This is a genomic window from Sporosarcina sp. Marseille-Q4063 (genome assembly GCF_018309085.1).
Classification (GTDB): domain Bacteria; phylum Bacillota; class Bacilli; order Bacillales_A; family Planococcaceae; genus Sporosarcina.
Map to the genome: position 1 here is coordinate 3,141,741 of NZ_CP070502.1, position 13,389 is coordinate 3,155,129.

12 protein-coding genes are annotated in these 13,389 nt (G+C 37.4%); 10 read left to right on the forward strand and 2 right to left on the reverse strand.

The features are described from left to right. Positions 1 to 246: 246 nt before the first annotated feature. The 3 genes from JSQ81_RS16085 to JSQ81_RS16095 are packed head-to-tail and all read left to right on the forward strand — an operon-like array spanning position 247 to position 2,145. Positions 247 to 957 carry a GDSL-type esterase/lipase family protein gene (locus JSQ81_RS16085; RefSeq protein WP_212605021.1) on the forward strand — a complete coding sequence of 237 codons (711 nt, stop codon included), beginning with the start codon at positions 247 to 249 and terminating at the stop codon, positions 955 to 957. Further along, entirely contained in the window at positions 950 to 1,210 is a 261-nt protein-coding gene (locus JSQ81_RS16090; RefSeq protein ID WP_212605022.1) for a hypothetical protein, read from the forward strand. The genes JSQ81_RS16085 and JSQ81_RS16090 overlap by 8 nt, the downstream gene beginning before the upstream one ends. Beyond that, positions 1,207 to 2,145 carry an IS3 family transposase gene (locus tag JSQ81_RS16095; RefSeq protein ID WP_212605023.1) on the forward strand — a complete coding sequence of 313 codons (939 nt, stop codon included), beginning with the start codon at positions 1,207 to 1,209 and terminating at the stop codon, positions 2,143 to 2,145. Before JSQ81_RS16090 ends, JSQ81_RS16095 begins: the two co-directional genes overlap by 4 nt. A gap of 78 nt (positions 2,146 to 2,223) precedes the next feature. Here the strand turns inward: JSQ81_RS16095 and JSQ81_RS16100 are convergent, their stop codons facing one another. Further along, positions 2,224 to 3,936, reverse strand: coding sequence for a sigma-54-dependent Fis family transcriptional regulator (locus JSQ81_RS16100; RefSeq protein WP_249336740.1), 1,713 nt, complete (start codon positions 3,934 to 3,936; stop codon positions 2,224 to 2,226). A 216-nt stretch (positions 3,937 to 4,152) separates the two neighbouring features. Between JSQ81_RS16100 and JSQ81_RS16105 the strand changes: the two genes are divergently transcribed. From JSQ81_RS16105 to JSQ81_RS16135, 7 genes are all read left to right on the forward strand, one after another. Next, complete coding sequence (locus JSQ81_RS16105) at positions 4,153 to 5,313, forward strand: acyl-CoA dehydrogenase family protein (protein WP_212605025.1); 1,161 nt, start codon at positions 4,153 to 4,155, stop codon at positions 5,311 to 5,313. A 28-nt stretch (positions 5,314 to 5,341) separates the two neighbouring features. After that, positions 5,342 to 6,112 carry an SDR family NAD(P)-dependent oxidoreductase gene (locus JSQ81_RS16110; RefSeq protein WP_212605026.1) on the forward strand — a complete coding sequence of 257 codons (771 nt, stop codon included), beginning with the start codon at positions 5,342 to 5,344 and terminating at the stop codon, positions 6,110 to 6,112. Positions 6,113 to 6,139: 27 nt separating this feature from the next. Further along, positions 6,140 to 7,318: a lipid-transfer protein gene (locus JSQ81_RS16115; protein ID WP_212605027.1), complete on the forward strand. Its 1,179-nt coding sequence runs from the start codon at positions 6,140 to 6,142 to the stop codon at positions 7,316 to 7,318. Positions 7,319 to 7,419: 101 nt separating this feature from the next. Beyond that, positions 7,420 to 8,952 (forward strand): class I adenylate-forming enzyme family protein, encoded by a 1,533-nt coding sequence (locus JSQ81_RS16120; protein WP_212605028.1) that lies wholly within the window; start codon positions 7,420 to 7,422, stop codon positions 8,950 to 8,952. 90 nt (positions 8,953 to 9,042) lie between these two features. Next, positions 9,043 to 10,635: an AMP-binding protein gene (locus tag JSQ81_RS16125; RefSeq protein ID WP_212605029.1), complete on the forward strand. Its 1,593-nt coding sequence runs from the start codon at positions 9,043 to 9,045 to the stop codon at positions 10,633 to 10,635. Positions 10,636 to 10,710: 75 nt separating this feature from the next. After that, positions 10,711 to 11,133: a MaoC/PaaZ C-terminal domain-containing protein gene (locus JSQ81_RS16130; protein ID WP_212605030.1), complete on the forward strand. Its 423-nt coding sequence runs from the start codon at positions 10,711 to 10,713 to the stop codon at positions 11,131 to 11,133. A gap of 26 nt (positions 11,134 to 11,159) precedes the next feature. After that, positions 11,160 to 11,966, forward strand: a complete 807-nt coding sequence (locus tag JSQ81_RS16135; RefSeq protein ID WP_212605031.1) for an enoyl-CoA hydratase/isomerase family protein — start codon at positions 11,160 to 11,162, stop codon at positions 11,964 to 11,966. Positions 11,967 to 12,193: 227 nt separating this feature from the next. Here the strand turns inward: JSQ81_RS16135 and JSQ81_RS16140 are convergent, their stop codons facing one another. Beyond that, positions 12,194 to 13,294 carry a CdaR family transcriptional regulator gene (locus JSQ81_RS16140; RefSeq protein ID WP_212605032.1) on the reverse strand — a complete coding sequence of 367 codons (1,101 nt, stop codon included), beginning with the start codon at positions 13,292 to 13,294 and terminating at the stop codon, positions 12,194 to 12,196. Between the last annotated feature and the right edge of the window lie 95 nt (positions 13,295 to 13,389).

Genomic DNA, 13,389 nt, shown 5'->3' on the forward strand with positions numbered 1-13,389 from the left:
GAAGTTGTTTATAGCTTTGTTCCTAGTTAGCATAACAAACAATAGGTACCTGTGCAAGAAACAATTCGAAAAATACACTACAATTGCATAAAGTGAGAAGGGGGTACCGACTGTATAACGCTTTGTCGAGATCTCTTTGGCTTTTTATTCAAGTTCTGGAATTGTCATAATTGCGCCTTGCACAGGTACCTCTCAAACATCTAAAAAAACGTCTCAAAACTTACCATTGAAAGGGGATTTGAAAGTATGTATAGAAAGCTAGCTATTTCATCAATCGTTCTGAACCTTATTCTTTTCGCGATAATCGGGTATGCGATTCATCTGAAGGGAGGAATTCCTTATGTGATGGATTATGTATCTGCAAAGGTATCGGATAATGAATTTGATGACTATTACAAAACGCGGTTATCTATATTTAAAGAAAGTGAAGAGAAGGACGCCATTTTTTTAGGAGATAGTTTAACTGATTACAACGAATGGGCGGAGTCTTTTCCGGAAGTGAATATCGGTAATCAAGGGATCGGAGACGATACAACATCTGGTGTACTATATCGTTTAAAAGAAACTACAAATCTAAAACCTTCAAAAATATTTATTATGATTGGCATCAACGATCTCATTAATGGCGTGTCTAGAGATGACATTTTAAAGAATTACACATCTATTATAGAAGAAATCAAAAAAGACACCCCAAACACAGAAGTGTATATTCAAAGCTTGTTGCCTACCAATTCCGATCTAACTTACAAAGATGTTAATAAAGAGGATATTTTGTGGTTGAATGATAACTTAAGAAAACTCGCATCTGAAAGCGGATATACATATATCGATCTTTATTCATTGTTCGTGGATGGAAATGATGAACTGAATGAAAAATGGACTATAGATGGAATTCATTTGAATGGACCTGGGTATGGGGTGTGGGAAGAAGCTTTGGGTCGTATTAGGGGTGCTTGAAAATGGTCGAAAGCGAAAAGAGATGGCCTTGGAAAAGGATGTTTCCTTGAATTCTGTTAATATCTGGATACGAAACTATCAGCTGTATGGTAGAGATGGATTAAGTTTTAATAAACGAACAGATTACGTAGCGCAGGAAGAAACCCAAAAAGAATTGAAGCAGCTCAAAAAAATCGGAAAACGATACAACGAGCAGCTGGAGGAGATTGAAATCCTAAAAAAGTTCCAGGCCTTTCTCAAGGAGAACGAATGAGCAAGCGGTATGAAGCCATGTCGTTATTGAGAAAGGATCATTCCGTCGCACTGATCTGTAAAGCTATAGGTGTATCCAAAAGCGGCTATTACAGCTATTTAAAACGACCCGCAAAGACAATGACTGAGCGGGATGAGCAAGACATGGAAGAAATCCAGAAAACATATGACAAAAGCGGAGGCACCTACGGCGCGAAACATATTTCAGGTGAACTGAAGGCCGCAGGCACTATCATCAATCATAAACGGGTTCGCCGATTGATGGGTGAAATGAATCTGAAATCAAAGATTCGTAGGGTTAAATCAACGCGGGTACAAAAAGAAGCCAGTGCTGGCTATATCTATCCCAACCTTTTAAACCGCGGTTTAAACGCAGAATTAGTCAACCGCAAATGGGTGACCGACCTCTCGGAACTAACAGTAAAAGATGTGAAATTCTTTATCTCAGTCATCATGGACTTACATAATCGCGAAATCGTGGGCTTTGCGGTCAGTACACATCCCAATGCGGATCTGGTCGAGGAAACAGTCCTGAAAGCAATGGAAAAAAGAGGTCTAATAGACTTGAAGCAAGTGATCCTGCATTCGGATCAAGGAAGTGTCTATTCTTCAATGCGGCACCATCTGCTGGCTGAAAAGCTTGGGTTCATTCCGAGCATGTCCAGAAAAGCGAACTGTTGGGATAACGCATTCATCGAGAGTTTCTTCTCTCATTTGAAGACGGAATTTCCGCATCTGTTTCCTGTAGATTCAGCTGGGCAAGTAATCGATGATTTGCCGAATTTTATTACTTATTTTAACGAAGAACGCAGTCAAAAGAGACTGGGTTATTTGAACGCCGACCGCTTATTTAAAGAAAGAAAGTATGGCGATTTAATCAATAATTATTCACTGTCCGAAAAAAGGGGGCTAGACTACAGGCACCGTCATAATTAATGAATAAGCGGAGGTTAGGTCGTCTCCGCCTCTTTCAATTAATTTAAATGGTGAGTTAGTGTGCTACAAAATCCTTCCTCATAAATCTAATTTATATTGTTTCATTTTTTTATAAAACCACGGTCTACTTATACCAAGTAGCTTACTTGCCTTTGTTTTGTTTCCGTTGGTTTCCTTTAATGCGGAAATAATCATTTCTTTTTCCTTAAAATTAATTCTTTCTTTATAAGTAAAAGAATTGTGATGGGATGGGATGGATTTGCCTTCTAGATTTCCAGGAAGGGAGGCAATATCTTCCTCATCAATATAATCACCTTTACTAATATTAGCCGCTCTTTCTAAAGTGTTTTGTAATTCTCTTACATTTCCAGGCCAGGAGTAGCGCATCAGTTTTGTTAAAGCGGAATGGGTTACGCCTCTAATATAGAAGCCCTCTTGATTCAGTCTATTGATGATTTCATTTATAATTTCAGGTAAATCTTCTATTCGTTCGCGTAAAGGTGGAATTTTTAGGCTCATGATATTTATGCGATAGTATAAATCCTCTCTAAATTTTCCCTCGCTTATTAGCTTTTCAAGATTTTGATTTGTTGCAGCAATGATTTTTGTATTCAAGTGAATCGTTTTTGAACTACCTAATGGCTGAAATTCTTTTTCCTGCAAAACACGCAATATTTTTGACTGCAGAGGGAGAGACATGTCCCCGATTTCATCTAAAAAGATTGTTCCATTTTGCGCTAGTTCAAATTTCCCTTTCATTCCACCTGTTTTAGCACCTGTAAAAGCGCCTCCTGAATATCCAAAAAATTCTGATTCCAGTAGTTCATGAGGGATAGCAGCACAATTCACTTCAATGAATGGTCCCATTTGAGAAGATGCAGCATGAATCCCTTGGGCGAATAACTCTTTGCCCGTTCCACTTTCCCCGGTTATTAAAACAGTAGACATACTTTTAGCAGCTAAATTCGCTTCATTTTTTATTTTTTGAATTGCATCTGATTCCCCGGCAATATCGTATAAAGTGTATTTTGTTCCTTTTCTACTATATATTTCATCCTTATATGCAGATACTTGTTTTTCAAGTTTTTTCACTTTCGTAACTGCTTCCTGTAGATGTTTCAATCCACGAAATGCTAGTTTACAAATAGCACTATTCGTAACGCCGTTTTCACTTATGGGTATTATCGAAATAATACATTGTTGTCCATTTATTATCTGTGGAGTGTTGTTAATTGTTACTCCGTTCTTAATCACATTTTCTATATCCAATTCTGGGAGCACTTCAGTAGTAGACTTGTTCATAATGTCTTTACTGCTTATGTAAAATAAATCAGTGAAATTTTTATTTACCATTGTTACTTCTGCCTTATTATTAACGAGAATGATAGCATCGTAGGCAAAATCAATGATTGAAGTTAATTGATTATAAACGAGATTATATGAATGCAGTAGTTCCTGAGTTGAAATTACTCCAATGGGCTTCATTTCATCATTCACAACGGGGGCATGACCAATTTTATGTTTCAGTAGAACACTCCTTGTTTCTTCAATTGTATTAGTTGGTCGCAAGAACTTTGGATTGGAAATATAAAATTCTTCAATTGTTATGTCAAATGATGGTCTTGTTGCTAATAAACTAAAAACTTTATTCTTAGTAATGATTCCGATTAAACGATTGTTTTCATCAACAACTGGCAGCATATTTACTTGAGTATTTATAAACTTCGGCAGCAAGTCAATTAATTGATCACCCAATGTACAGGTAACAAAGTTTTTTGTCATACAATCCATTACTAACAAACAAATCCCTCCAACTAGAAAAAATGATTAGTTCAACTATAATAAATAATCAGTAAACTGTAAAGCGTTAGTGATTGGTTACAGTTTACAATATATCGTCAATGGTTGTTAACGATTAAATAAAATTAATCCTCATTTAATAGGGATAGATACTTGGCATGAAACTTGCAATAGTATTAGTGAACTATTAAGAGTGGAGGGAAAAGAATGACTCAACTAAAAGAGATTGAAGAAGAAATTATGCTGTTAAGAAAGTCGGTAGAAGCTTTCGCGAAAAAAGAAATCGCCCCTTTTTATAGTCGATGGGAAAAAGAGGGTGTCGTTCCAAGAGAGCTTTGGAAAAAATTTGGCAGTGCGGGCTTTCTATGTGTAGATATACCAGAAAAGTATGGCGGATTAGGCGCGCCTTTAAGTTATTCCGCAACCATTATTGATGAATTGAGTAGGCTTGGTTTTAATTCGATTTCTGGAAGTTTATCGGTCCATTCAAATATTGTAGCCCATTATATTTTAAGCTTCGGGACAGAGGAGCAAAAGTTGCGTTATTTATCAGGAATGGCTACAGGTGAATTAATTAGCGCAATAGCAATGACAGAACCTAACGCTGGAAGTGATTTGCAGGGAATTAGCACATCAGCAAATAACAATGTTTCGACGGGTGAATACAGTATCGATGGCTCAAAAACATTTATTACGAATGGTCAACTTTTTGATTTTGTCGTAGTAGTAGCAAAAACGAATCAAAATGTAAAAGCTTCAAAAGGAATTACGCTATTTATTGTTGATGCTGATACGGAAGGTGTGATTAAAGGAAAGAAACTGAAGAAAATGGGTCTCCACGCTGCCGATACATCTGAATTAATATTTGAAAATGTTAAAGTACCAGCTAGTCAAATACTCGGTTTACTTAACGGCGGTTTTGGTGCATTAATGAGCGAACTGCCCCGTGAACGAACTACTTTGGCAATTGGAGCATGTGGTGCGATGGAGGGGGTTCTTGACATAACGATAGAATATCTACACGAACGAGAAGCATTCGGAAAATCGCTTAGTGAGATTCAAGTGATTCGACATAAAATTGCTGAAATGGTAACTGAAGCAAAAGTTAATAGAGCATATGCCAACCACTGTTTAAACCTATTAGAAAAGGGAGAGTTAACTACAGCAGATGCGAGTGCAGCAAAATTATCAACGACTGAGGCTCAAGGACGCATTGTCGACGGATGTTTGCAACTTTTTGGCGGTTACGGTTATATGGAGGAATATCCAATTTCCCGTGCTTATACCGATGCAAGAGTTCAACGAATTTATGGTGGGACTTCAGAGATTATGAAGGAAATCATTAGCAAAGATGTTTTAGGTAATTAATAGGTTAATAGGGAGAGGAGATGAGCTTATGGATTTAACAGAGAAAGTTGCTGTTGTAACTGGCGGAGCTTCGGGACTAGGTTTAGCAACCGTTGAAAAGCTTGTAGAGAAGGGTGCTAAGGTTGTAATTTTTGATTTAAATGAAGAAAAAGCAAAAGAAGCAGTCGAACGGCTAGGTAGAAATGTTCGTCATGAAATTGTGAATGTAACAGATGAGGAATCTGTTCAAAAAGGAATTGATCTTGCAATCGAAGCTTTTGGAGCCATTCACATTTGTGTAAATTGTGCTGGCGTAGGAACACCGGGGAAAACGATTGGTAAAATAGGTGTATTACCTTTAGAAAACTTTAAACAAATTATAGATATTAATCTAACTGGTACTTTTAATGTATTACGATTATGTGCAAATGTGATGAAAGATAATGAACCGACTACTGATTCTGGTGAAAAAGGTGTATTCATTAATACAGCTTCTGTAGCAGCATTCGATGGTCAAATGGGGCAAGCTGCGTACGGTGCAAGTAAAGCCGGAGTCGCAGGGATGACGTTGCCGATAGCAAGGGATTTATCACAGTTCGGTATACGCGTAAATACAATTGCGCCTGGTTTATTTTTAACGCCACTGGCAAGTACCTTATCAGAAAAAGTCATAAAGAAATTATCAGAAAGTGTTGAGTTTCCAAATCGTCTAGGAAAACCAAGTGAATTTGCCGAGATGGCTACTTTCATTATGGAACAAGAATATTTAAATGGTGAGGTGATTCGATTGGATGGCGGCATTCGGATGTCTCCAAGGTAAACAAATAAGGACTTAGGGGGTAATCATATGACAAAGAAAGCAAATGTCATTGGAGTTAGCATGGTGAAATTTGAAAAACCAGGAAGAAATGAGCCGTATGAAATGATGGCGTCGAAAGCGATCACAGGGGCTTTAGCAGATGCGGGGATTTCCTTTTCTGATGTTCAACAGGCATATGCCAGTTATGTATATGGCGATAGTACTTGTGGTCAAACGGCCTTATACCGGGTTGGCATGACAGGGATTCCTATTATAAATGTTAATAATAATTGTTCTTCAGGATCGACAGCATTATATATGGCACGGCAAGCAGTAGAATCTGGTTCAACTGAGTGTGTTCTAGCTTTTGGATTTGAAGAAATGCAGCCAGGTGCTTTAGGTGAAAATTGGTCAGACAGGACTTCTCCATTCCAATGGATTTACAACGGTTTTAATGAATTAAATAAAGAATTACCAGAAGGTCCAGTCGCACTTAAAGTATTTGGTGCAGCTGGTTTAGAATATCTCGAAAAATACGGTGCGAATCGAGACATTTTTGGTAAAGTTGCCGTGAAATCGAGGAAACATGCGATTAACAATCCTTATTCTCTCTTTACGAATGAAATTGGATTGAATGATGTGATGAATTCCCCAGTCATCTACCCAGGATTAAGAAGATTAATGGCTTGTCCTCCAACATGTGGAGCGGCAGCAGTCATTGTCTGCAGCGATCAGTTTGCCAAAAAACATAATATCCATAAATCAGTGCAAATTGCCGCTCAATCGATGACAACCGATTTGCCTGACACTTATGATAATAACCTTAATTTAGTTGGACGAAAAATGACAGAGAACGCAGTGAGGCAAGTGTATGAAAAAGCTGGAATTGGTCCAGAAGATGTCGATGTTGTGGAATTACATGATTGTTTTACACCGAATGAAGTGATTACTTATGAAGGCTTAGGCCTCTGTGCGGAAGGTGAAGCAGAGAAGTTTATTAATGATCAAGATAATACCTATGGTGGAAAGTTTGTCGTCAATCCCTCTGGAGGGTTGATGTCAAAGGGACATCCACTTGGGGCAACAGGGTTGGCTCAATGTACTGAGCTCGTATGGCATTTGCGTGGAGAAGCAGGTGAACGACAAGTAAAGAAGGCTAAAGTAGCGCTTCAGCATAATTTAGGTCTCGGCGGAGCTTGTGTTGTGACACTATATAAGCAGGTTTAGTTACAAGTTTTAAGATTTTACGGTTGATAGAACACAATCTAATGTACTTTTGGTTAATTGTAAGCAGGTTAAAACAATATATCTAAAAGGAGAAGAAGCTGATGAATATTATTCAAGCTTTAGAAGTGAATGTACAGCGTCATCCGTTAAAAGAAGCGTTACTGTATGAGGATAGACATTATAATTATGAACAATTTAATGAAAGCATCAACAGGTTAGCGCATGGCTTCATCCAACATGGGATTCAAAAAGGAGACCATGCTGCAATGATGATGAAAAACTCTGATTACTTTGCCATCACATATTTTGCTCTTGCAAAAATAGGTGCAGTGATTGTGCCAATGAATTTTCGACTGTTATCCAAAGAGCTTTCGTATATTATAGATAACTCCGATTCAAAACACATCATTGTAGATCCGGAATTTGAAGAGGAAATCTTAAAGGCTATAGATCAAAATTCATCTATAAAAAATTTAATTTCTGTGCCACAGGCAAAGAATAAAGCGTTTAAGTCATATAAAGATATACTTTCGGGAAATATTAAAAATCTGAATGTAGAAATTTTAGGAACAGATCATTTTCAAATTATGTATACTTCTGGAACAACGGGCTATCCCAAGGGTGCATTATTTGACAATGATCGGATTAGAAATACAACGACACAATTAATTATGACTTTGGGCTATCATCCGCAGGAAAGGTGGCTACATTTTGCTCCTCTATTTCACGGAGCACAGCTCATGATATGTTTTGTAACACAAATTTATCTTGGCAGCTTTGGGGTGATATACCGAGAATTTAATCCAAGAACAATTTTGCAAGATATTTCTAAACATAAAATAACATCTATGTTGGCTGTTCCGGCAATGTTTATTGCTTTTCTACAAATTCCTAAAGAAAAAGATTTTAACTTTTCAACTATTGAAAGATTGCTTTACGGCGCAGCCCCAATGTCAGAAGATGTTGTAAGAAGATGCATTGAATATTTTGGTTCGAATAACTTTCATAGTTTATGTGGTCAAACAGAATCAGGACCGGCTGGAATTGTCCTCTATCCAAAAGAACATGAACAACATGCGGGAATGTCTGGAAAAGCCTCTTTTTTCTCTACATTAGTTGATGTAGTTGACTCAGAAGGCGATTCCGTGGAAGTGGGAGAAGTTGGAGAATTTATAATGACAGCCCCGTCCCTCATGAACGGGTATTACAAAAACCCGGAAGCTACAGCACAAACGATTAAAGATGGATGGTTATATACAGGCGATTTAGCGATGAGAGATGAAGAAGGTTATATTCTATTAGTCGATCGCAGTAAGGATATGATTATTAGCGGTGGAGAAAATGTTTATTCTATCGAGGTTGAAAATACAGTCGGTATGCATCCCGACGTTGTAGATGTGGCGATTATCGGAGTTCCAGATGAAAAATGGGGTGAACTTGTAACGGCTGTTGTCGTTAAAAAGGCTGATTCTGAACTAACAGAAGAACAAGTGATTGATTTTACTAAGCAAAATCTAGCAAGTTATAAATCTCCGAAAAAAGTAATATTTGAAGATTGTTTACCGAGAAATCCATCTGGCAAGCTCATGAAATTTCAACTAAGAGAAAAATATAATGTGAAAGTTAACTCATAAAATCTGCCATATATTATTGTCCATAGTTTCTATGAAGTAAACTTAATATTCAGTCCGGCATTTACTAATTAAATTTAATGGGAGGGTAAAATGAGTATTAAAACAAATTTATTAAAAAGATCATTAATTGGAGATAGCTTAAAAAGGTCGAGTTATCGATATCCAACGAAAACGGCATTAATTTTCTATGATTCACAAGAGCAACAAATTACGTATACGTTCGAAGAGTTGAACAACGAAGTTAATCAAACTGCCAATTCGTTACTAGAAATGGGGATTGAAAAAGGTGATCGAATTGCTGTAATCGGGCGCAATAATTCTGAGATTGTCGTTTTATCCTATGCGCTAATAAAAATTGGGGCTTGGTACACTCCTTTGAATTTTATGTTCAATTCAGAAGAAGTTAAACAATTGATTCAATTTTCGAAACCCCGCATGTTTTTTGTAGACAAGGAATATATCGAACTAGTTCAATCGATTGAAAGCGAATTAAGCGAGGTTGAAACAATTTTTAGCCTTCGTACAACCGAAATTCCTTCTGGTTGGGAAGATTTTAGTCAATTGAAGAAAGGGAATGCAAATGAAGTTGAAGTAGCGATAGATGATGAAAATGTTGCTGCTCTTTTTTATACAAGCGGAACAGAGTCTGCTCCAAAAGGCGTGATGGTAAGTCATAGAAACTGTTTATATACCAATTATTCATATATGGCGGCAGGTGCGTTTCAACCAGATGATATTTTGATGCTCTCCCTTCCATTAATTCATATAGCGGGCTTTGCTTTAATGTTAAATGCACATATGGTTGGCTTAACAGTAGTTATGACAGACATACCAGTTCCATCGCGAATCGCAATGTTAATGGAAAGGCATAAAGTTACTCTCACAGCTTTGCCACCGACACTTTATTTAGCAATACTTAAAGAAGCTGATCAGCATAATTTATCTTCTCTACAAAAACTAATCACCTGGTCAAGTACAATTCCTAAAAGTATGGTGGATGGGTGGAATGAAGCATCTCCTAAAGCAAGGTTTTTCACGATTCAAGGCTCAAGTGAAACAACAGGATCACCTCTCACGGGAAGTTGGTTTAAAACATGGGATGAAGTTCCAAACGGTGATGGAAGATATGTAGGAAGAGTATCTCATACAGGTTGCGAAATTAAGCTGATTGATGAATTGGGAAAGGAAGTTCCAGATGGGGAACCGGGTGAACAGATTGCGAGAGGACCAGTTGTTGTAAGTGGTTATTATAATGACGAAGAGGCGAATAATAGAGCGTTTCGTGACGGATGGTTCCATACGGGTGATGTTCTAATCCGTGATCGAGATGGCAACTATTATTTTGCGGACCGAAAGAAAGACATTGTAAAAACAGGTGGAGAAAATGTATCCAGTCAAGAAGTAGAAAACGTTCTTAGTAATCACCCTCATATTTATCAATGTGCAGTTTTCGGAATCCCTGATACACGATGGGGAGAAGCAGTAGTCGCTGCTGTTGTGCTAAAAAGTGGGGTTATATTATCCGAGGAAGAAGTCATAGACTATTGTCGTATCAGACTGTCTGGTTTCAAACTTCCAAAGTTTGTTGTATTCCGGTCCGAGTTACCTTTAACGTCTGCTGGGAAGTTATTAAAACGATCTTTAAAAGATGAATATAAAAACTTATCATTGAAAATGATTTAATGAAATTTAGTTGCAATTACGCCGAAGCGTGATCAATCTCAATAGACAGTATAAAAATCATCATGAGGTGAAGGGATGAAATTTGATGAGATAATGATTGGACAAACATTTGATAGTCGTTTTTATAAGATAAGTAAGGAAGAAATTATGAAATTTGCATCACAATTTGATCCACAATACATGCATATCGATGAGGAAAAAGCTAGCGAGAGCATTTTTAACGGAATCATTGCTTCAGGATTACATACCTTGAGTCTTTCTTTTAAATTGTGGACTGAGGTAAGTGCTTGGGGACAGGATGTGATTGCCGGAACAGGCATCAACAATCTTAGATTTACGAAACCAGTATATCCTGATGACGTTTTATACATCAAAGCGAAAGTAATTGAAAAGAAAGAAAAAAAGGATTCAGGAGAAGTAACGTTATTACTTATTACCTGTAAAAATGACGGGGTTAAAGTGTTAACAACTGAAATTTCGGCTTTAGTAGCTAAATAATGATGAGTGAGAGGGGAGTTTGACAAATGGTTTATGGGGCAATTGCGAATCACGAACCAATTATATATGAAGAAAAGGGGCAAGCTGCTTGGATTTATTTGAATCGACCAACAGAGATGAATTCTCTATCAAAAAAAATGATTACTGGGCTTATTCAAGTTCTTCAAGAAGCTGAACAAAATAATGATATCCGAGTAGTAGTGTTGTCAGGAAAAGGAAAGGCATTTTGCGCTGGTGCTGATTTAAAAGAACTTTTAGTGGATTTGAATAAAAAGCCAGATGGTGAAAAGGGTTTATTAGATTACGCCGAAGAACTTTTTCATGCACTTAATCATTTATCCAAACCATTAATCGCTGCACTAAATGGCATTACACTTGCTGGAGGATTGGAAATTGCGATGACGGCGGATATTGTTATTGCTTCTGAAAAAGCAAAAATAGGGGATGGCCATTCCAATTTTGGGGTCCTGCCTGGTGGCGGCGGTGCTGTTAGACTGCCCCGAGAAATAGGGATAAATCGAGCGAAATATTTGTTGCTTACGGGGGATTTTATATCTGCAAAAGAGATGAAGGATTACGGTTTCGTGAATGAGGTTATTCCTGATGATGAACTCGTTGAGGCTGTACAAAAAATAGCAGACAAAATCTCAACAAAAAGTCCACTTGTTCTAAGAGAAATTAAAAGACTTGTAACGGACGGCTTAGAACAACCACTGGAAACTGCATTAAGGCTGGAACTATTAGCTTTAAAAAACCATACACGCTCTTATGATTTTCAGGAAGGCTTAAGTGCATTTTCAGAAAAGAGAGTACCTGATTTTAAAGGCTATTAAAAATTTAGTGACGGGTACCCACTTAGTGTCGGGTACCTGTGCAAGACACTATTCAGACAATACACTACAATTGCATGAACAAATAAAGAAATTCATCCAGGCTAACATTCGGATGAATTTCTTTTGTTTATTTATTCGTTAAGTTGAATTGTCATAATTGGTTCTGTGCGACTTGTACCTTCTACTAGAATGATTAGGTTAAAGATTCATTCATGCAGCTTTTTTAGCTATGCTCTTCCTTCCCCCTTCTCCGCAATCCACAAAGCAACCTGTAAATTCAATGCATCATCAAATTTCCGAGGGTCATATCCTGTATCCCCAGTAAACTTGTTCAATCGATAAATTAACGTATTTCGATGCAAGTATAAGGCATCAGCAGTTTTTTGGATATTGAGGCTATTGGCGAAAAAAGCTTTTAGTGTTTTCGATCTCACTGAATTGTTGCCGTCTTTAAATATCCGACGAGAAAACCGTTTAGACAAAGTATCATCCAATTGATAGATTAGCGATTTGACTTCGATATTTGTAAAAGAAACCAGTTCCTGGCTATCCTCACTAATTTGTAATGTAAGATCACAATCCAAATAGGATTGATTGAACTTCTCTAGCTTATAGAAAGGGAGACTATAAGCCATCTTGAATACAATATCCGTATTCTTCATTGTTTTAAAGACACGGTGTACGCAATGGTATGCCTCATCTTCTTCGAGTCCACAAAGCGTAATGAGTATCCGATGGACATTTATAAAGCTCACAATACAATTATGGCTCCCAATCGTATCCTCTAATTTTTGGATGAGTGCTTGATTGGAAATGGAGCGTTCGGTTATTTCTATCATGATTGTTAGAAATGGTGGACTTAAGTCGAATTTCAGTAAACTAATGGCACGTTGGATTTGAGCATAGGAAGGATTTATTTTTAGCAACTCTCCCACGATCATATCTTTCGTGTGCTGCCTCCACTCCAGTTGTGATGCGATAAATTCTTGTTTAATCATTAATTCCGTTGTCATTTTTACGAGTTCCCCAACGTCTTTCATTTCATCCGGATTACCTGTAATGCCGATTACGCCGATGGTTTCATCTTGAAAAACAATGGGCAGATTCACACCTGGCTGGGCGACTTCCCAGGTTTTATCTTCTTCGGCATTAATAATAAGCGTGTTGCCACTCCGAAGTACCTCAAGTGCGCCCTCATGAATTAACCCTATTCTAGATGTATCTATAGCAGCAATAATAATGCCGTCGACATCCATAATATTAATATTTCGCTGTAGGCGCAATGAAGTCTCCCTTACGATCTCGAGTGCAATCTTTGTTGTTAGCATATTCACAGAACTCTACCTACCTTTTAGTTAAAGTGACTAAGTATTGGTGTATTTTTTAGTGTATTTTTGTATTGTATAGCCATAGACAAATATCG